Annotated in this window: 18 protein-coding genes and 1 other annotated feature; of the genes, 13 read left to right on the top strand and 5 right to left on the bottom strand. The window is 64.1% G+C overall.

Annotated elements, in window-relative coordinates:
- Nucleotides 1-109: 109 nt before the first annotated feature.
- Nucleotides 110-1,348: a peptidoglycan-binding protein gene (locus QZ329_RS02405; protein WP_295747960.1), complete on the bottom strand. Its 1,239-nt coding sequence runs from the start codon at nt 1,346-1,348 to the stop codon at nt 110-112.
- A gap of 84 nt (nt 1,349-1,432) precedes the next feature.
- On the opposite strand from QZ329_RS02405, the gene QZ329_RS02400 reads away from it, so the two are divergent.
- The 6 genes from QZ329_RS02400 (at nt 1,433) to leuB (ending at nt 9,734) form a co-directional block, all read left to right on the top strand.
- The gene (locus QZ329_RS02400) at nt 1,433-2,992 is read left to right on the top strand and encodes a S8 family peptidase (protein WP_295747958.1); all 1,560 of its coding nucleotides are present in this window, start codon (nt 1,433-1,435) and stop codon (nt 2,990-2,992) included.
- Between the two features lies 1 nt (nt 2,993).
- Entirely contained in the window at nt 2,994-4,706 is a 1,713-nt protein-coding gene (locus tag QZ329_RS02395; RefSeq protein ID WP_295747956.1) for a S8 family peptidase, read from the top strand.
- Between the two features lie 272 nt (nt 4,707-4,978).
- Nucleotides 4,979-5,233: a binding site (T-box leader), on the top strand.
- Between the two features lie 70 nt (nt 5,234-5,303).
- Nucleotides 5,304-6,848 (top strand): 2-isopropylmalate synthase, encoded by a 1,545-nt coding sequence (locus QZ329_RS02390; protein ID WP_295747954.1) that lies wholly within the window; start codon nt 5,304-5,306, stop codon nt 6,846-6,848.
- Nucleotides 6,849-6,892: 44 nt separating this feature from the next.
- Nucleotides 6,893-8,152 (top strand): 3-isopropylmalate dehydratase large subunit, encoded by a 1,260-nt coding sequence (gene leuC / locus QZ329_RS02385; protein ID WP_295747952.1) that lies wholly within the window; start codon nt 6,893-6,895, stop codon nt 8,150-8,152.
- A 17-nt stretch (nt 8,153-8,169) separates the two neighbouring features.
- Entirely contained in the window at nt 8,170-8,667 is a 498-nt protein-coding gene (leuD, locus tag QZ329_RS02380) for a 3-isopropylmalate dehydratase small subunit (protein WP_295747950.1), read from the top strand.
- Nucleotides 8,664-9,734 carry a 3-isopropylmalate dehydrogenase gene (leuB, locus tag QZ329_RS02375; RefSeq protein WP_295747948.1) on the top strand — a complete coding sequence of 357 codons (1,071 nt, stop codon included), beginning with the start codon at nt 8,664-8,666 and terminating at the stop codon, nt 9,732-9,734. Before leuD ends, leuB begins: the two co-directional genes overlap by 4 nt.
- 95 nt (nt 9,735-9,829) lie before the next feature.
- On the opposite strand, the gene QZ329_RS02370 is transcribed toward leuB, so the two are convergent.
- On the bottom strand, nt 9,830-10,327 hold the full coding sequence (locus tag QZ329_RS02370; RefSeq protein ID WP_295747947.1) for an adenylate kinase: 498 nt from the start codon (nt 10,325-10,327) through the stop codon (nt 9,830-9,832).
- A gap of 195 nt (nt 10,328-10,522) precedes the next feature.
- Between QZ329_RS02370 and QZ329_RS02365 the strand changes: the two genes are divergently transcribed.
- From QZ329_RS02365 to QZ329_RS02335, 7 genes are all read left to right on the top strand, one after another.
- A complete protein-coding gene (locus QZ329_RS02365) occupies nt 10,523-11,761 on the top strand; it encodes a threonine synthase (RefSeq protein ID WP_295747945.1) in 1,239 nt (412 codons plus the stop codon).
- A gap of 11 nt (nt 11,762-11,772) precedes the next feature.
- The gene (locus QZ329_RS02360) at nt 11,773-12,249 is read left to right on the top strand and encodes a GNAT family N-acetyltransferase (protein ID WP_295748038.1); all 477 of its coding nucleotides are present in this window, start codon (nt 11,773-11,775) and stop codon (nt 12,247-12,249) included.
- Nucleotides 12,250-12,332: 83 nt separating this feature from the next.
- Entirely contained in the window at nt 12,333-13,508 is a 1,176-nt protein-coding gene (alr, locus tag QZ329_RS02355) for an alanine racemase (RefSeq protein WP_295747943.1), read from the top strand.
- 267 nt (nt 13,509-13,775) lie between these two features.
- Nucleotides 13,776-14,030, top strand: coding sequence for a TM1266 family iron-only hydrogenase system putative regulator (locus tag QZ329_RS02350; RefSeq protein ID WP_295747941.1), 255 nt, complete (start codon nt 13,776-13,778; stop codon nt 14,028-14,030).
- Between the two features lie 97 nt (nt 14,031-14,127).
- Nucleotides 14,128-15,198, top strand: a complete 1,071-nt coding sequence (locus QZ329_RS02345; RefSeq protein WP_295747939.1) for a PhnD/SsuA/transferrin family substrate-binding protein — start codon at nt 14,128-14,130, stop codon at nt 15,196-15,198.
- Complete coding sequence (locus tag QZ329_RS02340) at nt 15,188-15,937, top strand: ABC transporter permease subunit (protein ID WP_295747937.1); 750 nt, start codon at nt 15,188-15,190, stop codon at nt 15,935-15,937. Before QZ329_RS02345 ends, QZ329_RS02340 begins: the two co-directional genes overlap by 11 nt.
- On the top strand, nt 15,937-16,506 hold the full coding sequence (locus QZ329_RS02335) for an ATP-binding cassette domain-containing protein (protein WP_295747935.1): 570 nt from the start codon (nt 15,937-15,939) through the stop codon (nt 16,504-16,506). Before QZ329_RS02340 ends, QZ329_RS02335 begins: the two co-directional genes overlap by 1 nt.
- A gap of 206 nt (nt 16,507-16,712) precedes the next feature.
- On the opposite strand, the gene QZ329_RS02330 is transcribed toward QZ329_RS02335, so the two are convergent.
- From QZ329_RS02330 to QZ329_RS02320, 3 genes are all read right to left on the bottom strand, one after another.
- Entirely contained in the window at nt 16,713-17,537 is an 825-nt protein-coding gene (locus QZ329_RS02330; protein WP_295747934.1) for an energy-coupling factor transporter transmembrane component T, read from the bottom strand.
- Nucleotides 17,530-19,242 carry an ABC transporter ATP-binding protein gene (locus QZ329_RS02325; RefSeq protein ID WP_295747933.1) on the bottom strand — a complete coding sequence of 571 codons (1,713 nt, stop codon included), beginning with the start codon at nt 19,240-19,242 and terminating at the stop codon, nt 17,530-17,532. Before QZ329_RS02325 ends, QZ329_RS02330 begins: the two co-directional genes overlap by 8 nt.
- Nucleotides 19,243-19,310: 68 nt before the next feature.
- Nucleotides 19,311-19,862, bottom strand: coding sequence for an ECF-type riboflavin transporter substrate-binding protein (locus QZ329_RS02320; protein ID WP_295747931.1), 552 nt, complete (start codon nt 19,860-19,862; stop codon nt 19,311-19,313).
- Nucleotides 19,863-19,873: the final 11 nt, after the last annotated feature.

Here is a 19,873-nt window from a genome sequence, read left to right as displayed (position 1 = left end):
CTCTCGCCGCCGGGCATTCCGTGCGTCCGGGTAAGCATGCAGGGATTGGAGCCGGCAGATGCTCCGGAACTCCAGGACCTTTACGGCAAGGAGCGCTTCGCCGCGCCGGTCAGGCCATTTTTTCCACGGCCACGAATACGTTGGAAATCTCGTACCATGAGGCGAAGTCCACGCTGCCGGTTTGGGGGAGATGAAAGATGCTTTGGAAGGTGGTTACCGCTTCCTGGGTGGCGGGGCCATAAGCGCCGTCCGCCGGAATTTTGGGAATGGCGGGGAAGTTGACAGAGATGCGGTTCAGCTGCTCCTGGATGGTCCGGACGGCCTCGCCCTCGCTGCCGGGAGACAGCACCTCGCCGCCGTAGGACAGGGGCACGCCCTCCACCCTCTCCGCGCTTTTGAGATAGATTTCCGAGCCGTAGTATTTGCGCAGGATGCTCATCGCGTCCCAGCCCTGCTCCCCCAGAGCCTGAGAGCCCCACTGGCTCAGCCCGCCGCACTGCGTCCGCCGCCCGTCGCAGTATTGGGTGAACAGGGGCTGGGCGATGCCCTCCTTGGTGACGTAGGTGGTGAACAGATCGTCCACCACCACGCCGATCTCCTGGAAGATGGTCCGGTCGTGGGAGTAGGACTGGTCAAAGGCCGTGGAGCTGGTGATGGTGAAGTCATACCCCTTCCCTCGATACCACTCCGTATAGACCCGGTTCAGGGTGAAGGAGAGGATGGCCAGGACGTTGGCCTTGATGGCCTCGGTTCTCCAGGTGGAGTAAATCTCGCTGCACGCCACGTTTTTGATGTAGTCCTTGAACCGGACCCAGTAGTTGGGGGCGGAGGCGTCGTCCGGCCGCCCGGCGTGGACCACGACAAATTCCGGGATCACCGGCTCCGGCAGTACCACCAGCCCCTCCGGCTCCGGCAGGGGCTTGACCTCCTCCTCCGGCTGGCGGGTGGAGGGCTCGCCCCAGAGGGCGTGGGGGGCCAGGAACACGTTGTGTACGTTGAAGCCGCCGGACCGGGCCGGGGAGAGCGCCGCCCGCTGGATGGAGCGGCCTGTGGGCAGCAGCTCCACCCCGCCGATGTGAAGGGTTTCCCGTCCTTCGGCGGAGACCGTGACGTTATAAAGGGCGTAGGGCCGCTGCTCCGCCGCCCCCTCCGCGACAGAGAGCTCAATGGGCGGCGCGGGCAGCTCCACAAAGGGCGTCTGGCCGGACGCGTCTGTGGAGAGCTCCTCCAGCACCTTGCCGTTTTCCGGGTCGCTGATGCGCACCCTGGCCCCCGGGATGGGGGCGGGACTGTCTCCGGCGGTTACAAAAACCTGTAGATTGCCTTTGTCCAGATAGGTTGGATTCATAACGGCAGTCCTCCTTTCCGTATACTATTCTATGCGGGCGGGGTTCCACCGGGGCCGCCCGAAAGAATCGGGACGGAGGGCTGTATGGAATACATTATCAAATACACAGGCGATATCCTCTCCCTGGGCTATCCCACGGAGCTGCTGGACGCGCAGTTTGCCATCATGGAGCTGGAGGAGAACCAGCCTCCCCGGCGGCTGCTGGAGCACCGGCAGGTGACCTTTTATGAACCGGCCCGGCGGCTCAGCGGGCTGACGGACCGGAGCATGGAGGCCGCCTGCATTCCCCCGGTCCAGCGCGAGAGCGGCTTGGGACTGTCGGGGCAGGGGGTGATGATCGGCTTTGTGGACTCGGGGCTGGACCTGAACCACCCGGAGTTTCTGGGGGAGGATGGAACCAGCCGCGTTGCGGCCCTCTGGGACATGACGGCGGAGGGAACGCCGCCCAAGGGCTTTCGCCGCGGGGCGGCCTATTCCAAGGAGGAGATCGCCGCGGGCCTTGTCTCCTCCGCCGACGTGACGGGCCACGGCACCGCCGTGGCGGCGGTTGCTGCCGGGCGCAGCGGCGTGGCCCCCGGCGCGGCCATCGCGGCGGTGAAGCTGGCCACCGCCCGGACCACCGACGTGATGCGGGCAGTGAAATACCTGCTGGACCAGGCGGAGGAGCGGGGGATGCCCTGTGTGGTGAACATCAGCTACGGCACCAACTGCGGCTCCCACCAGGGGCAGACGCTGTTCGAGTCCTACATCGACCAATCCGCCCAGCGGGGGCGGAGCGCCGTGGTCTGCGCCGCCGGAAACGAGGGCTCCGGCGCGCACCACTTCCGGGGCCGGCTGGTGGAGGGGGGCACGGTGGACGCGGAGTTCACCGTCTCCACCCGGAGAGAGCAGATCTACCTCTCCCTGTGGAAAAACTTTGCGGACGAGGCGGCGCTGGAGCTGATCCTGCCCAACGGACAGTCCACCGGGATGCTGACGGAGGGGACCCGGTTCCTCCGGTTCGGCTCTATCCGGGTGTCGGTTTTCTACGGGGTCCCCACCCATTACAGCGCCTCCCAGGAGGCCATGATTCTCCTGGACGCTCCCGCCGGGGAGCTGGACGGTCTTTGGAAGCTGCGGTGCCATGGCAAGCGGGTGTCCGACGGCCGCTTTGACGTCTGGCTGCCCACGGTGGAGGAGGTCAGCGACCGCACCGCCTTCCTCCAGCCGGAGCCGGATTTGACCATCACCCTCCCCGCCACGGCCTTGTACCCCATTTCCGTGGGAGGCTTCCGGCCAGAGACGGAGACGGTCAGCCCCTTCTCCGGCCGGGGGGACCAGGACTGCGCAGGGCGGGTGCTGCTGGACCTGACGGCCCCGGCGGAGGCCGTCAGGTCCGCCAAGGCCGGCGGGGGATACGACGTGTTCACCGGCACCAGCATGGCCGCGCCCTTTGTCTCCGGCGCGGCGGCGCTGATGATGGAGTGGGGCGTGGTCCAGGGGAACGACCTGTTTCTCTATGGCCAGCGGGTGAAGGCCTTTTTGTGCAAGGGGGCGCTCCGCAGTCCCTTCATGGCCTATCCCAATCCCCAGTGGGGCTATGGGCGGCTGAATCTCTGCGGGACCATGAACGAGCTGGTCAGTCACGTGGAAAGGGGGCTTTGACATGCGTCTTTCACAGGAGGCGCTGGAGTTCATTCACGCGCCGGATACCGTAGATTTTGTCACCCGGGCCACCGACTCCTTTTTCGAGTACGCGCGGGGGTCCAACGAGGTGGTGGTGGGGCAGATGCTCTCCGGGCGCTATGTTCTGGGGTATATCAAGCAGGAGAATTTTCACCATCTGGAGGAGGCCCTGGGAACCGCCTTTATCAGCTCCGCCTCCGTGGTGCTGGGGCTGTTGGACCGTCCGGCCCTGGAGGCGGCGGGCATCTCGCAGGTTCATAACCAGCCCTATCTGAACTTGAAGGGCCGGGGCGTGCTGATTGGTTTTGTGGACACGGGCATCGACTACACCCAGGACGTCTTCCGCTATGAGGACGGCAGCAGCAAGATTCAGTACATCTACGACCAGACCGCCGAGGGGGACCCGCCCAGCGGCTTTCTCCTGGGCCGGGAATACAGCAAGGCGGACATCGACGCCGCCTTGACGTCCGGGGACCCCTATGCCCGGGTGCCCCAGCGGGACGAGGACGGACACGGCACCTTCCTGGCCTCTGTGGCCGCCGGGCGGGAGACCCAGGACTTCGCCGGCGCGGCCCCGGACGCGGAGATCATCGCCGTGAAGCTCCGAAAGGCCCGGCCCTTCTACCGGGAGAGGTTCTGCGTTCCGGCGGACCAGGAGCACGCCTATGAGTCCAGCGCCGTGATGGTGGGGGTGGAATACATCCTGCAAAAGGCCAGGGAGCTGGGCCGCCCGGTGGCCATCTGCATTGGCCTTGGCACCAACGCGGGGAGCCACGACGGCTACAGCGTGTTCGAGGAGTATCTGAGCGCCGTCTCCATTCAGAAGGGCGTGTGCCTCTGCGCGGCGGCGGGCAACGAGGCCGAGGCCCGCCACCACACCGGCGGCATCCTGGAGCCGGGGGAGAAGCCGGGGCAGGTAGACCTGAAGGTGGGGGAAAACGCGGGAAACGTGTACATCGCCGCGTGGAACTCGGTGGCGGACCGGCTGTCGGTTTCGGTGCGCTCCCCCTCCGGGGAACTGGTGGGCCGGGTGCCCGCCCGGCCGGGGGTCGCCCCCGCCGCCGATGTGAAGCTGGTGCTGGAGGCCGCCAGAGTGCAGATTGAGTACCACTTCCCCATAGAGGGCAGCGGCGGGCAGCTGACGGTGATCCGCATTCTGGGGGCCACGCCCGGCGTGTGGACCATCCAGCTCCACGGGGACGTTCTGCTCAACGGGAGCTATCAGGTGTGGCTGCCCATGACGGGGTTTGTGGCGCCCTCGGTGGAGTTTCTGGCGGCCACGCCGGACTATACCGTCACCTGTCCCGGCACCGCCGTGGGAGTGATCTGCTGCGGAGCCTATGACAGCGCCAGCAAGAGCCTGTACGCCAAGAGTTCCCGGGGCCCCGCCTGGGATGGCCGGGTACTGCCGGACCTGACGGCCCCGGGAGTGGGCGTTCGGGGCATATATCCCTACGGTCCCGGTCTGATGAGCGGCACCAGCGCGGCGGCGGCGGTGCTGGCGGGCACCTGCGCCCTGCTGCTCCAATGGGGCATTCGGGAGGGAAACGACCCGGCCATGGGAACCTACCAGATTCGGGCCTACTTGATCCGGGGATGCCTCCGGCGGGCCGACATGAGCTATCCCAACAACCAGTGGGGCTACGGGTCTCTACAGCTGATGCAGACTTTCCACCTGATGCGGGAGCTGTGAGGAAGGGATCCAAGCCCCGGCAGGCGCGCTTTGCCGCGCGGCGCATAGGGATACCGCCGCCGGGAAAAAAATGCACAGGGCGGGAGACTTGGCTGCTCCCGCCCCCGGCAGAAGCGCGCCCGAAGAGCCGCTTGCAGCAAGGTTTTTTGAGACAATCCACCATTTTCGGCAAAAATGACGAAGCGTCCGGACCAAATATCAACAGAAGGGGGTGAAATTATCTATTGACAAACCGGGAAAAATCCTGTATCTTATACCCCAACAAGGAAATAAGAAATACAATGACAGGGAGAAAATCCTTTCAGGACGCTTCAGAGAGCTGCCGGATGCTGCGAGGCAGCGCGGAGGGGAAGGATGTCACTGGCCCTTGAGTAGCTCCGCTGAGACGGCGCCGTTTAGGCGGAGACGGGTTTCCTCACCGTTACCAAAGAGGCGGAATTCGTCCGGCGCGCCGGACCGATGCCGGAAGCGGGCATGTTTTATGCCAATGAGAGTGGTACCGCGGAAGCAGAGCTTTCGTCTCTTTAGGAAGGAGACGAGGGCTTTTTTTGTTGCCTGAAATGGATATTTTGAATAGAAAACAGGAGGAACCAAGCCATGAAGCACATCAAGATTTTTGACACGACCCTCCGGGACGGCGAGCAGTCCCCCGGCTGCAGCATGAATCTGCCGGAGAAGATCGAGATGGCAAAGCAGCTGGAACGCCTGGGGGTGGACGTCATTGAGGCGGGCTTCGCCATTGCTTCTCCCATGGACCACAAGAGCGTGAAATCCATTGCCGCCGCCGTCTCCAAGTGTACCGTGGCCAGCCTGGCCCGCTGTGTTAAGGGGGATATCGACGCCGCCTGGGACGCGGTGAAAAACGCCAAGCATCCCCGCATCCACGTCTTCCTGGCCACCAGCGACATTCACATGGAGTACAAGCTGAAGATGACCCGGGAGGAGGTCCTCCAGCGCATCAGCGACATGGTGGCCTACGCCAAGAGCTTTTGCGAGGACATCGAGTTCTCCGCCGAGGACGCCTCCCGTTCCGACCGCGCCTTCCTGGCCCGGTGCTATTCCAACGCCGTGGCCGCCGGGGCCACCACCTTAAACGTCCCCGATACCGTGGGCTACTCTACTCCCCAGGAGATGGGAGAGCTGATCCGCTACCTCCGGGAAAACGTGGCGGGGGTGGAGAACGTGGACATCTCCGTCCACTGCCACAACGACCTTGGCATGGCCGTGGCCAATACCCTGGCCTGCGTCCAGGCCGGGGCCACCCAGGTGGAGTGCACCGTCAACGGCATCGGCGAGCGGGCGGGCAACGCCAGCTTGGAGGAGCTGGTTATGGCCATCCGCACCCGGCGGGACTTCTACGACGCGGACACCGGCATCAACACGAAACAGATTTACCGTTCCAGCAAGCTCCTCAGCTCCATCACCGGCGTGGCCATCGCCCCCAGCAAGGCCATCGTGGGGGCCAACGCCTTCGCCCACGAGTCCGGCATCCACCAGCACGGCGTCATCGCCAATGCCCAGACCTATGAGATCATGAATTCTGCCGACGTGGGCATTCCCCAGAACACCATGGTCCTGGGCAAGCACTCCGGCAAGCACGCGCTTCGGGAGAAGCTGGAGTCCATGGGCTACGAGCTCAGCGACGAGGAGCTGGAGGGCGTCTTCACCCGCTTCAAGGGCCTGGCGGACAAGAAGAAGAGCATCACCGGCTCCGACCTGGAGTCCCTGGTGCTCCACCGCCGGAACAACAGCCTCAACGCCCAGACCGGCGCCTGCCGCCTGCTGGGGCACCTGATCAACACCAGCACCAGCGCCAGCCTTCCCACCACCTCCTATGTCAAGCTGGAGCGGGACGGGGAGGTTATGGAGGACGTCGCCGTGGGCTCCGGCCCGGTGGACGCGTCCTTCACCGCCATCAACCGGATGCTGAACATGGACATCAAGCTGGAGAGCTTCAGCCTCAACGCCGTCACGGACGGAGAGGACGCCATCGGCGAGGGCATCGTAAAGATCAAGGCCCCCAATGGAGAGACCTACACCGGCACCGGCCTCTCCACGGACATCATCGAGTCCTCCATCCGGGCCTATGTCAACGGCATCAACAAGATGCTGGAGGACGATACCGCCGGGGCCACGGCCTGAGTTCCGTTCAATACTTTCCATCATCGTAAAGGAGCGTGATTAATATGGGAATGACTATGACGCAGAAAATCCTGGCCAAGCACGCGGGGCTGGAGTCCGTCCGGGCCGGCCAGCTCATTCAGGCGAAACTGGACCTGGTGCTGGGCAACGACATCACCACCCCCGTGGCCATCAACGAGTTCGAGGCGGCGGGCTTTGACCAGGTCTTCGACAAGAGCAAAATTGCCCTGGTAATGGACCACTTTGCCCCCAACAAGGACATCAAGGCCGCCGCCCAATGCAAGCAGTGCCGTACCTTCGCCCGGCGCTTTGACATCGAGCACTATTTCGACGTGGGCGACATGGGCATCGAGCACGCCCTGCTTCCGGAAAAGGGTCTGGTGGCTCCTGGCGAGGCGGTCATCGGCGCGGACTCCCACACCTGCACCTACGGCGCGCTGGGCGCGTTCTCCACCGGTGTGGGGTCCACGGACATGGGCGCCGCCATGGCGTCCGGGGAGGCCTGGTTCAAGGTGCCCGCCGCCATCCGGGTGCGTCTCACCGGAAGCCTGCGGCCCTTCGTCTCCGGCAAGGACGTGATTTTGACCCTCATCGGTATGATCGGCGTGGACGGGGCCCGGTATCAGTCTCTGGAGTTCACCGGCCCCGGTGTGGCCGCACTCTCGATTTACGACCGGCTGACCATCTCCAACATGGCCATTGAGGCCGGGGCGAAAAACGGCATTTTCCCCGTGGACGATGTGACGAAGGCCTATGTGGAGGGCCGGGTCACCCGCCCCTGGACCGTTTACGAGGCGGACCCCGACGCGGAGTATGAGCGGACGGTGGAAATCGACCTCTCCCAGGTGGACTGCACTGTCGCCTATCCCCACCTTCCTGAAAACGCCCACAGCGCCCGGGAGGGGAAGGATGTCAAAATCGACCAGATCGTCATCGGGTCCTGCACCAACGGCCAGCTTCCCGACCTGGAGGCCGCCGCCGCCATTTTGAAGGGGCGGCATCTGGCGAAGGACGTCCGGGGCATTGTCATTCCCGCCACCATGAACGTCTACCGCGAGTGCATGAAGCGGGGCCTGACGGATATCTTCCTGGACGCGGGCTGCATCGTCTCCACCCCCACCTGCGGGCCGTGCCTGGGCGGCTACATGGGCATCCTGGCCGCCGGAGAGCGCTGCGTCTCCACCACCAACCGCAACTTTGTGGGCCGTATGGGCCACGTGGACAGCGAGGTCTATCTGGCCTCTCCCGCCGTGGCGGCGGCCTCCGGCATCGCCGGGCACATCTGCCATCCGGAAGACGTTTGATCGAGGAGGTTTGAACTATGAAAGTACAGGGAACCGTGCATAAATACGGAGACCATGTGGACACGGACGTCATCATCCCCGCCCGCTATCTGAACACCCCGGACCACAAGGAGCTGGCCGCCCACTGCATGGAGGACATCGACAAGGACTTCATCCGCCGGGTGAAACCGGGGGATATCATGGCCGCCGGCGTGAACTTCGGCTGCGGCTCCTCCCGGGAGCATGCCCCCATCGCCATCAAGGCCAGCGGCGTCAGCTGCGTGATTGCCGCCACCTTCGCCCGCATTTTCTACCGCAACGCCATCAACATCGGTTTGGCCATTCTGGAGTGTCCCGCCGCCAGCGCCGGAATCGCTGGCGGCGACGAGGTGGCGGTGGACTTTGACACCGGCGTCATCACGAACCTCACCAAGAACGAGACCTATCAGGCGGAGCCCTTCCCGCCGTTTATCAAGGATATGATCGAGCAGGGCGGACTCATGGCCTCTCTGAAGGCCGGAAAGGCGGACGCATGAACAAGACCATCGCCGTCATTCGGGGCGACGGCATCGGCCCCGAGATCGTGAACGAGGCTGTGGGCGTACTGGATACCGTGGCGAAAAAGTTCGGCCATACCTTCACCTATCAGGACGCCCCTATGGGCGGAAACGCCATCGACGCCTTCGGCGTGCCCCTGCCGGAGGAGAGCCTTGCGGTCTGTCTGGCTTCCGACAGTGTGCTGCTGGGGGCGGTGGGGGGCCCCAAGTGGGACGACCAGCCTTCCGCCAACCGGCCGGAGCGGGGGCTTTTGAGGCTCCGCAGCGCCCTGGGGCTCTATACCAACGTCCGGCCCGCCCGGATGTTTTCCGACCTCTCCGCCTCCTGTCCCCTCCGGGCGGACATCGCGGCCAGGGGCATTGACTTCGTGGTGGTGCGGGAGCTCATCGGCGGCCTGTATTTCGGCGAGCACACCACCACGGAGGCGGACGGCGAGCGGAAGGCGGTGGACGTCTGCTCCTATACGGAGCATGAGGTGCGCCGGGTGGCCCGGGTGGCCTTTGACATGGCCCGGAAGCGCCGGGGACGGGTGACCTCCGTCGACAAGGCCAACGTGCTGGACACCTCCCGTCTGTGGCGGAAGACCGTGGAAGAGGTGGGCAGGGAGTATCCGGATGTGGAGCTCCTCCACATGTATGTGGACAACGCTGCCATGCAGCTGGTCCGGGACCCCAGCCAGTTTGATGTGATCGTGACGGAGAACCTCTTTGGGGACATCCTCTCCGACGAGGCCAGCCAGATCACCGGCTCTATCGGCATGATTCCCTCCTCCAGCATGGGAGAGGGGACTCGGGGTCTCTACGAGCCCATTCACGGCTCCGCCCCGGACATCGCCGGGCAGAACAAGGCCAACCCCATCGGCACCATCCTGGCGGCGGCGATGATGCTGCGCTACAGCTTCGACATGGCCGAGGAGGCCGGCGCGGTAGAGGCCGCCGTGGACCAGACGCTGAAGGCGGGCTTCCGCTGCGGCGATATCATGGGCGAGGGCGGCAGGCTTCTGGGCTGCAAGGAGATGGGCGCGGAGATCCGGGCCCGGATTTGAGCGCGGAGCGCATAAGAACCGGCGGAGAGTTTTTCTCTTGGAGCTGCATGCAGTTTCCGTGGGAAGGGCTCTCCGCCGTTTGCCTGGGGGGGCCGTCAGCCGAATGTTTTTTCCAAGTAGTTCTCGATATCCTCTCTTGAACGGAAAATAAACATGCTTTTTTCCTGCCGGTATCGATCGATGAGTTCATAAACTGCGGGCATTTCATTCTGCGGAAAGTCCAAAATCCACTGCCGGAATTCTTCGTCGGATTCGGTTTCCACCCATGGCATATCCTCGCGGGGCTTTCCGATCCGTGACTCTGCCCCTGCGAGGCATGTTTCTGCCGGGAAATCCAGCAAAAACACCGTATCACAAGATTGAAACCGCAGTTCAAGCGTCCTGCCATAGTTTCCATCCAGAATCCATTGTCCTGTTGAAATAATTTCTTTTAACCGGCGGTCAAAGGTATCCCGGCTGACGGTGGTTCTATCCGGTTTGTGCCACAGCATATCAAGATGATATAGAGGCAAACCGGTTTTCTTTTTCAGCCTTCTTGCAAACGTGCTTTTTCCCGCGCCCGGACAGCCGATAACGATTGCTTTAGTAAACATGGATGTTCCCCTCCGAATAAAAATCTGCTGCGCTGATTTTATCATGGGCTACCCTTCCGCTCAATAGGCTCCTATGGAATTGCCGCAGTTTTCCATGGGCGGCAGGGTTCTCAAGCGGGAGTTTTTCCGGTCCCCTTTGACAAAGGCCAACCTATTTGCTATGATGGAACCATCAACAAGGAGAGGAGCGGGACTATGAAACACGTGAAATACGGCAAGTGCGTCCGCTGCGGCAGGACCTATGAGGCGGCGCCGGACCTGACCACCTGCGAATGCGGGGGCATTTTGGACATCACCTACGACTATGATTGGATCAGGACCCGGCTGACCAAGGAGGTTCTGGCGGCGCGGACCGAGCGCTCCATGTGGCGCTACCGGGAGCTGCTGCCCATTGAGGAGTCTACCGCCCCCACGCCTCTGCGGGTGGGCTGGTCGCCTTTGTATGAGGAGCCCCGCCTGGCGGAGCAGCTGGGACTGGGCCGCCTCTTCGTGAAGGACGACGGGCAGAACCCCACCGCATCCCTGAAGGACCGGGCCAGCGCCATGGCGGTGGCCAAGGCCCAGGAGGCCGGGGCGAAGGTCATCGCCTGCTCCTCCACGGGAAACGCCGCCTCCTCCCTGGCGGGAAACGCGGCGGCGGCGGGACTGGAGACCTATATTTTCGTGCCCTCCCGGGCCCCCAAGGGGAAGGTGGCCCAGCTGATGACCTTTGGGGCCATGGTGATCTCCGTCCAGGGCAGCTATGAGGAGACTTTCGAGCTGAGCAAGGCGGCCATTGAAAAGTGGGGCTGGTACAACCGCAACGCCGCCATCAATCCCTACCTCTCCGAGGGCAAGAAGACCGTGGCCCTGGAGATCATGGAGCAGCTGAACTGGGAGGTCCCGGATTACATCGCCATCTCCGTGGGGGACGGCTGCACCATCGCCGGGCTGTGGAAGGGCCTCAAGGACCTGCACGCCATCGGCTTTATCCCCAGGCTGCCCCGGCTGATCTCCGCCCAGGCGGCGGGCTGCTGCCCGCTGAACCGGGCCATTGAGACCGGAGAGCCCTGGAGGCCCATGGAGGAGAATACCCTGGCGGATTCCATCGCCGTGGGCGTGCCCCGGAACGCCGACAAGGCCCTCATGGCGATTCGGGAGTCCAACGGCCTGACCGTGAACGTCACGGACCAGGAGATCATGGCCGCCCAGCAGCTTCTGGGCCGGACCTGCGGCGTCTTCGGCGAGCCCGCCGGCGTCACCGGCACGGCGGGGGTGAAGAAGCTCTGCGAGGCGGGCGTCATCGGGAAGAACGACACGGTGGTCTCTGTGGTGACGGGCAACGGCTTGAAGGACGTGGCCAACGCCATCGCCGCCTGCGGAGAGCCCATCTCCATTCCCGGCGACATGGAGCGGCTGCTGGAGGCCTTCGCGGAGCGGGGCGTCCGGGTGTGAGCCGGCAGAGGGTGCGCCTGCGGGCGTATGCCTCCTCGGATATCCGGGAGATTGCGGCGCTGTTTTACGAGACGGTGCATGCAGTGAACGCTGCGGACTACACGGCGGAGCAGCTGGACGCCTGGGCGGACGGGCGAACGGACCTGGCGGAGTGGGACCGGAGCTTTCTGGACCATGTGACGCTTGTGGCGGAGACGGACGGCGGAATCGCCGGCTTCGGAGACATCACCTCCCGGGGCTATCTGGACAGACTGTATGTCCACAAGGATTTTCAGAGGCAGGGGATTGCCTCCGCCCTCTGCGATGCGCTGGAGAGGGCTGTGGGTGCGGACCGGATGGTCACCCATGCGTCCATAACCGCCCGGCCCTTTTTTGAGAGCCGGGGCTACCGTGTGGTCCGGGAACAACAGGTGCTCCGGCGCGGGGTCCTTCTGACGAATTACCAGATGGAAAAGCAGCGGGAACCCTCCACACAAAACGCCTGTTAGAGAGCAGAAAACGCCGTTGCGCTTCGGACGGAACCGGAGTAAGATATCCCCAAGCATCCGATCCAACAGACAGGAGGAACCCCATGCACATTGCCTTTGACGCGCACTGCTGGGCGGAGATTGACCTGGACGCCCTGGTTCACAATTTTCATCAGATTCAGCGGCGGGCGGGCTCCGCCGTGGTCTGCGCCGTGGTGAAGGCCGACGCCTACGGCCACGGGGACCGCTTGACAGCCCGCGCGCTGGCGGAGGCGGGGGCGGCCTGGTTTGCCGTATCCTCCCTGGCGGAGGCCCGGCATCTGCGCCGCAGCGGAATCACGCAGCCCATTTTGATCCTGGGGATGACCCGCCCCGCGTGCGCGGCGGCGCTGGCGGCGGAGGGCATCACCCAGGCCGTCTACAGCCTGGAGTACGGCCGGGCTTTGGCCGCCTCGGCGGAGGCGGCCGGCGTCACGGTGGAGGTGCATCTGAAGGTGGACACCGGCATGGGCCGCATCGGCTTCGGGGCCTGCCGGGACCTGGAGGAGGCGGTCTCGGGCCTTCTGGCATGCCGGAGGCTGAAGGGCCTCTCCGTCACCGGCGTGTTCCAGCATTTTTCCGTTGCGGACTCCCTGGCGGAGGACGACCGCCGCTACACCGGGGAGCAGTACGCTCTTTTCCGCCGGGTAGTGGAGCGGCTGGAGGAGGCGGGGGCCCTGGGCGTCATTCACTGCTCCAATTCCGCCGGACTGACCGCCCACCCGGACTGGAGCTGCGATATGGTTCGCGCCGGTGTGATACTCTATGGCCAGGACCCCAGCGCCGAGGTGACCTTTCCGGGGCTCCGTCCGGTCATGACGCTGAAAACTGTGGTCAGCCAGGTGAAGACCCTGGCCCCGGGGGACTGCGTGGGCTATGGCCGGTTCTACACGGCGGACCGCCCCCTCCGGGCGGCCACGGTCTGCTGCGGCTATGCCGACGGGTATCCCCGGTGCCTTTCCAATTTGGGCGTGGCCTCCATCCACGGAAAACCCGCCCCGATAATCGGCCGGGTGAGCATGGACCAGATCGTTCTGGACGCCTCCGCCGTGCCCGGGGCCGCCGCCGGGGACGAGGTCACCCTGCTGGGCGCCGCCCCGGCGGACGGGTTCGCCCAGGCGGCGGAGAAGGCGGGGACCATCTCCTATGAGCTCCTCTGCGCCGTGGCCCGCCGGGTGCCCCGGGTCTATTACCGGGGCGGCGAGGTCGTGGAGGAGCTGGACTATCTGGATAAGGAATGAAAACCCTGCCAGGGCCGGGCCTTGACATCCGGCTTTGTCCATGCTATCATCGTCCTTAGCAAGCCCGTTCCCGGAAAGTTGTTTCTGACCGGAGGACCGGAATGAATATCTGTCGGTCTGGCGGCAAGGTGGGTTCCGAGCCGTAAGAGGAGAGAGTGGGACACGGAGGGATTTTCCCGCCCCGGGTCTTGTTGCGTTGTGCGTGTTCACAGCCCCTCTGCCAATCGGCGGAGGGGCTTGGTTTTTTGGAAAAGGAGGGAAGACTGTATGGAGACCCGCGTCGCCGTTCTGGCGGTCATCGTCCGGGAGGCGGATTCCGTGGCGGCGCTGAACGCCTTACTGCACCAGTACGAAAGCGCCGTCATCGGCCGGATGGGCGTCCCCTGCCGGGAGCGGGGAATACGCCTGATCAGCGTGGCCCTGGACGCACCGGCGGACGTCATCTCCGCCCTGTCGGGGAAGATCGGACGCCTGCCCGGCGTGACGGCCAAGACCGTTTACGCCCCTCCTGCTTTTTCTTGAAAGAAAAAGCGGGCAAAAAGCACGTTTGTGTGCTCTGATGCTTTGGCAAAGAACCAAGCCGCAGCTGCGGCGATGAAATAGTTTGGAGGAACGATGGATGAAAGTCATGAAGACGCTGGCTCTTGCCCTGGCCCTGCTGCTGGCCCTCTCCGCCTGCGGCGTGATCCGCGGCGACGGTCCCACCCAGGTAGTGAGCGGCTCCGCCCCGGCGGAGGAAACGCAGAATACCCCGGCGGAGGACCCCGCTCCCCCGGATGATACGCCGGACGAGGCCTATCCCCTTTGGGTGGGAGCGCTGAAGGGCCCCACCGCCATGGGCCTGGTGCGGATGATGGAGAAGAGGGGCGTCATTGCGTCCGTCTATAACTGGCACTTCGATCTGGCGGGCTCCGCCGACGAGCTGACCCCCAAGCTCATCAAAGGGGAGCTGGATATCGCCTGCGTCCCCGCCAATCTGGCGGCGGTGCTGTACAACAAGACCGAGGGGCAGATGGTCACCCTGGCCGTCAATACCCTGGGGGTTCTCTACATTGTGGAGAACGGCGGGGAGACCGTCCAGTCCATGGCGGACCTGAGAGGGAAGACCCTGGTGGCCGCCGGGAAGGGGTCCACGCCGGAGTTCGGTCTCCGCTACCTCTTGGAGCAAAACGGTCTGGACCCGGAGCGGGACGTGACCATCGACTGGAAGAGTGAGCACGCCGAGTGCGTCGCCGCCCTGGCGGCGGGAACGGCGGACCTGGCCCTGCTGCCGCAGCCCTTCGTCACCGTGGCCCAGGAGAAGCTGGAATATCTCCGGGTGGCTCTGGACCTGACGGCGGAGTGGGACGCCCTGGACAACGGCTCCGCCATGATTACCGGCGTGGCCGTGGCCCGGCGGGAGCTGGTGGAAACGCGGCCGGAGCTGGTGGATGTGTTTTTGAGGGAGTACGCCGCTTCCGTGGACTGGGTAACGGAAAACACCGCCGGGGCGGCGGAGCTGGTGGCCCAAAACGGCATCATCGAGAGTCCCGCCGTGGCGGAAAAGGCCCTGCCCCACTGCAACATCGTCTGCCTCACCGGACAGGAGATGTATGAAAAGCTCTCGGGCTATCTCCAGATTCTGGCGGAGGCGGCTCCGGAGTCCGTGGGCGGCGCGATGCCTCGGGACGACTTCTTCTATGGCATCTAAGCTCCGTCCGGTTCTGTTCTGGCTTTTGGTCTGGCAGGGGGGAAGCATGGCCCTGGCGGCGGCGGTCCCCAACGGGTCGCTGCTGCTGGCCTCGCCGGCGCGGGTGGTCCTGCGGCTTTTGGAGCTGCTGCCCACAGCCGCCTTCTGGCAGGCGGTGGCGAATTCGTCTCTTCACATTTTCGGCGGGTTCCTGCTCTCCTGCGCGCTGGCGGCGCTGCTGGCGGCCCTGGCGGCGGGACGGCCCTGGCTGGAGGCGCTGCTGGCCCCGCCGGTGGCGGCGGCGAAGGCGGTGCCGGTGGCCTCCTTCATCATTCTGGCCCTGGTTTGGCTGGATTCCCGGTCCCTGCCGCTGTTCATCTCCGTTCTGGTGGCCTTCCCGCCGGTGTATCTGAACGTGCTGGAAGGACTTCGCCGGACAGATGTGCGCCTTCTGGAGCTGGCCCGGGTTTACCGGGTTCCCCTCCGGCGGCGGATCTGGGGAATTTACCTGCCCCAGGCGCTGCCGTATTTCCGCTCCGCCGCCTCCCTGGCCCTGGGCCTTTGCTGGAAGGCGGGCGCGGCGGCGGAGGTCATCGGCCTTCCGGCGGGGACTATTGGCGAGCGGCTGTACACCGCCAAAATCTATCTGCAAACGCCGGACCTCTTCGCCTGGACCGCCGTCATCCTGCTTTTGTCGGCGGGGTTTGAGATGCTGTTCCTGGCGGCGGTGGACGGGCTTGCGGGAAAGGCGGGACGCTGATGGAGATTTATGTGGAGCGCCTGTGGAAGTCCTACGGCGGCAAAGCCGTGCTGCGGGACCTGAGCGCAGTGTTTCTGACCGGAATCACCTGTGTCACCGCCCCCTCCGGCACGGGGAAAACTACCCTGCTCCGCCTGCTTTTGGGGCTGGAGCGTCCCGACGCCGGAGCGATCCGGGGCGCGGATGGCCACTGGGCCGCCGTCTTTCAGGAGAACCGCCTGTTGGAGGACCTGCCCGCCGCCGCGAATCTCCGGTTTGTTCTGGGGGAGATTCCCCCGGCGGCGCAGGAGGTGCTGGAGCGTCTGGGGCTGGACCTGGAGGACCCCCGGCCTGTCCGGCTCTGGTCCGGCGGGATGCAGCGCCGCCTGACGCTGGCCAGGGCGCTGCTGGCTCCGTCGGAGGCGTTGGCTTTGGACGAGCCCTTCACCGGCCTGGACGGCGAGAACCGCGCCCGGTGCCTGGCCCTGATCCGGGAGGCGGGGGAGAAAAAGCCCGTGGTGCTGGCCACCCACAGCCTGGAAGGGCTGGAGGACGCGCCCCTGCTTCGCCTGCCCGCGCCGCCGGAATAGGGGCCGTCGCTTTGGCCGCTGGGGCCGTTTTCCGGCGGGATCCCCGCCGCTGCGGTTTAATAAGGGCGAGGCCCGCGTTCCGGAGACCGCCGGAGGGCGGGCCTTTTCGCGGGGCGCGGGCGTGAAACGGGCCCCTGAATGGCCGGCGGAAGGCCGAGAGGACGCGGCTCCCCGGTCGTTCGGACCGGGGAGCCGCAGTTTTCCGTTCAGAAGGGATTCCAATAGCGTCCGCCGTTGGGAATGTTCAAAAGCAGGGAGATGGCGATCAGGACGAAGCCGCAGACAAAGGCGATATAGTCGTTCCGGAGGAACGGCTGCTCCCGATACCAGGTGCGGGTTTTCTCTCTGCCGAAGCAGCGGAGCTCCATGGCGTTGGAGACCACTTCGATCCGGTCCAGACTGGAGAGGATCAGCGGCATCAGAATGCTGGTGGCGCTTTTCAGCCGCTTGAAGACCCCCGCCTTGCCGGACAGCTCTACGCCCCGCGCCTGCTGGGCAAGGGAGATGTCGTGGAACTCCTTCATGACATCCGGGATATACCGCAGCGCCAGAGACACGGAGTAGGCGATGCGGTAGCTGACGCCGATGCGGTTGAGGGAGGAGGCGAATTCGCTGGGCTGCGTCGTGCAGATGAACAGCATGACCACCGGAATCGTGGCGGTGTATTTCAGGACCACGTTGAGGTGATAGAGCAGCTGCTGGCTGGTGATGGTATACCGCCCGATGATGTGCAGAAGCAGCGTCCTGGAGCCGTAGATGGTGACGCCGTGCTCCGGGGAGAAGAGATAGATCAGGGCGTTGTTCAGCAGAAGGAACACCAGGGTGAAAATCAGCAGCACCTTCACGTCGGACAGGCGGATTTTCGACACCTGGAAGAGCACTACTGCGGCCACGGTGAGGAAGATCAGATACCGGGTGTCAAAGGTGACCATGGCGGCGAAAATCCAGCACATCATGCACGCCAGCTTGGCCGCGCCGGTGAGCGCGTGAATGGGGGACTTCCGGTCAATGAAGTTGAAGAGCTTAACCATGGCTTCTCGCCTCCCTGTCGTAATCAATAAAGTGCTGAACAAAGCGGTTGGGAGCCTCCGCGCCGCACATCAGCGCAAGGTCGTAGAGGGAGGTTTCCTTCAGGCTGGCGCGCCGGATGATGTCGGGGCTGGTCAGAATGTTGGCGGAGGTATCGTCCGCGATGATCTGCCCCTGGGAGAACACCACCGCCCGCTTGGCATACTCCAGCATCAGGTGCATGTCGTGGGTAATCATGACCACGGTGATGTCCAGGGCGCTGAGGCCCCGGAGGAACTCCATGATCTCCGTGTAATGGCGGAAGTCCTGGCCCGCGGTGGGTTCGTCCAGAATCAGCATTTCCGGGTTCAGCACCAGGATGGAGGCGATGGTCACCCGCTTTTTCTGCCCGAAGCTCAGCGCGGAGATGGGCCACTTCCGGAAGGGGTACAGACCGCAGATTTTCAGCGTCTCCTCCACCCGGCGGGTGATCTCGTCCTCCGCCACGCCCCGGAGCCGGAGGCCCAGGGCCACCTCGTCGAAGATGAAGGACTTGGAGATCATCTGGTTGGGGTTTTGCATTACATAGCCGATGCGGTCCGCCCGCTCCTTGATGCTCAGGGAGGACATATCCTCTCCCTTGAAGCGAAGGACGCCCTTCTGGGGCTTTTCAAACCCGCAGATGGCCTTGGAGAAGGTGGATTTGCCCGCGCCGTTGGTGCCGACGATGGCCAGCAGCTCCCCCTTCTCGATGCGCAGGCTGACGCCCTTCAGCGCGTGGAAGCCGTTTTCGTATGTAAAGTCGATGTTCTCCGCCGAGAGCAGAACCTCTCCCTTCTCCGGCGGGGGAGACGGAATCTGCTGCGCGCCCCAGTCCCGGACCCGGCGGCGGTCCTCCTCGGAGAGGCGCACGCTGCGGATGCTTTGGGGCAGGCTTTCCGGCGTAATCTCCACGCCCGCGTAGCGCATGGCGGTGAGGTACAAAGGCTCCCGGATGCCGTTTTCCAAAAGCAGTCCGGTGGAGAGCAGCTGGTCCGGGGTGGAGTCCAGCAGGATTTTCCCGTCCCGCATCAGGATGATGCGGTCCACATCCCGCCAGAGAACGTCCTCCAGCCGGTGCTCAATGATGACGATGGCGGCCTTGGTGTCCTGGTGAATCTGGTCGATGAGCTCGATGGCCTGTTTGCCGGTGGCGGGGTCCAGGTTCGCCAGGGGCTCGTCAAACAAAAATACCTGCACGTCATTGATCATTACGCCGGCCATGGAGACCCGCTGTTTCTGTCCGCCGGACAGCTCGTCGGGCGCGTGGTCCAAGTGGCGCTCAATGCCGACCTTCTCGGAGACCGCCTTCACCCTGGGAATCATCTCTTTTTGAGGCGTGCAGGCGTTTTCCAGAACAAAGGCGATGTCCTCCGCCACCGTCAGGCCGATGAACTGCCCGTCCGGGTCCTGAAGCACGGTGCCCACGGTCTTGGAGAGCTGGAAGATGCTGGTGTCCTTGGCCTCCTCCCCGCTGATCTTCAGGCTTCCGCTCTGCTCACCGGGGTAGGCGAAGGGGATGAGCCCGTTGATGCAGCTGGCCAGCGTGGACTTGCCGCAGCCGGAGGGACCGGCGATCAGCACCTTCTCGCCGGGATAGATGGAGAGGTTGATGTTGTACAGGGTGGGTTCGGCTTGAGATTTGTATTGGAAAGAGAAATTCTCAAATTGAATGATAGGGCTGCTCATAGGCGCCGCGTCCCTTCTTTTTTATCTTTTATCGATGTTGCCTTGCAGGGTTGAGACCAGGGAAACGATCAGTCCTCTTTCTGGAGGGAGCCCTTTTTCGGGCGGGCCGCCACATAGGCGATGCAGAGCAGCGTTCCCACCACCGCGGTGGAGATGATGTTGCCCACGCTGCCCACGGCGCCCTGAAGGAAGATTTTCTCCATGGGCTCGCTGTACAGCAAGATGTCCAGGCCGGGGGCGATCAGGCCCCAGGCGATCAGGTGCGCCACAACCTGGGCGACGTTGAAGAGAATGATGCCCTTAATGCCAAACTCGCCGTCGTCCAGGCGCAGCTTCTTGCCCAGCAGGCCCATGGCCAGACCGAAGAAGGTCGAGCCGATGATCCAGCTCCACCACACGCCCCAGCCGCCGGCCAGGTCGCCCAGGAAGTGGCCGATGAGGCACATCAGCGCGCCGGCCATGGGGCCGAACAGCATGCTCATGACCGCCATGGTGCCGTAGTGAACGCTGAGCTTCAGGTTGGGCAGGGGAGTGGGGATGGCGATGTAGGTGCTGAGCACGAAGAACAGCGCGGCGCCAATGCCGATGGCGACGATGGTCTTGATACTGAACTTTTTCATAGTAGACACTC

This window comes from uncultured Oscillibacter sp., from assembly GCF_910579365.1.
Lineage (GTDB): Bacteria > Bacillota > Clostridia > Oscillospirales > Oscillospiraceae > Oscillibacter.
This window is presented reverse-complemented; position numbering and strand designations above follow the sequence as displayed.

Coding starts and splice junctions, on each gene's coding strand:
- QZ329_RS02405 (WP_295747960.1), bottom strand. CDS start 1,348: ATGAATCCAACCTATCTGGACAAAGGCAATCTACAGGTTTTTGTAACC.
- QZ329_RS02400 (WP_295747958.1), top strand. CDS start 1,433: ATGGAATACATTATCAAATACACAGGCGATATCCTCTCCCTGGGCTAT.
- QZ329_RS02395 (WP_295747956.1), top strand. CDS start 2,994: ATGCGTCTTTCACAGGAGGCGCTGGAGTTCATTCACGCGCCGGATACC.
- QZ329_RS02390 (WP_295747954.1), top strand. CDS start 5,304: ATGAAGCACATCAAGATTTTTGACACGACCCTCCGGGACGGCGAGCAG.
- leuC (WP_295747952.1), top strand. CDS start 6,893: ATGGGAATGACTATGACGCAGAAAATCCTGGCCAAGCACGCGGGGCTG.
- leuD (WP_295747950.1), top strand. CDS start 8,170: ATGAAAGTACAGGGAACCGTGCATAAATACGGAGACCATGTGGACACG.
- leuB (WP_295747948.1), top strand. CDS start 8,664: ATGAACAAGACCATCGCCGTCATTCGGGGCGACGGCATCGGCCCCGAG.
- QZ329_RS02370 (WP_295747947.1), bottom strand. CDS start 10,327: ATGTTTACTAAAGCAATCGTTATCGGCTGTCCGGGCGCGGGAAAAAGC.
- QZ329_RS02365 (WP_295747945.1), top strand. CDS start 10,523: ATGAAACACGTGAAATACGGCAAGTGCGTCCGCTGCGGCAGGACCTAT.
- alr (WP_295747943.1), top strand. CDS start 12,333: ATGCACATTGCCTTTGACGCGCACTGCTGGGCGGAGATTGACCTGGAC.
- QZ329_RS02350 (WP_295747941.1), top strand. CDS start 13,776: ATGGAGACCCGCGTCGCCGTTCTGGCGGTCATCGTCCGGGAGGCGGAT.
- QZ329_RS02345 (WP_295747939.1), top strand. CDS start 14,128: ATGAAAGTCATGAAGACGCTGGCTCTTGCCCTGGCCCTGCTGCTGGCC.
- QZ329_RS02340 (WP_295747937.1), top strand. CDS start 15,188: ATGGCATCTAAGCTCCGTCCGGTTCTGTTCTGGCTTTTGGTCTGGCAG.
- QZ329_RS02335 (WP_295747935.1), top strand. CDS start 15,937: ATGGAGATTTATGTGGAGCGCCTGTGGAAGTCCTACGGCGGCAAAGCC.
- QZ329_RS02330 (WP_295747934.1), bottom strand. CDS start 17,537: ATGGTTAAGCTCTTCAACTTCATTGACCGGAAGTCCCCCATTCACGCG.
- QZ329_RS02325 (WP_295747933.1), bottom strand. CDS start 19,242: ATGAGCAGCCCTATCATTCAATTTGAGAATTTCTCTTTCCAATACAAA.
- QZ329_RS02320 (WP_295747931.1), bottom strand. CDS start 19,862: ATGAAAAAGTTCAGTATCAAGACCATCGTCGCCATCGGCATTGGCGCC.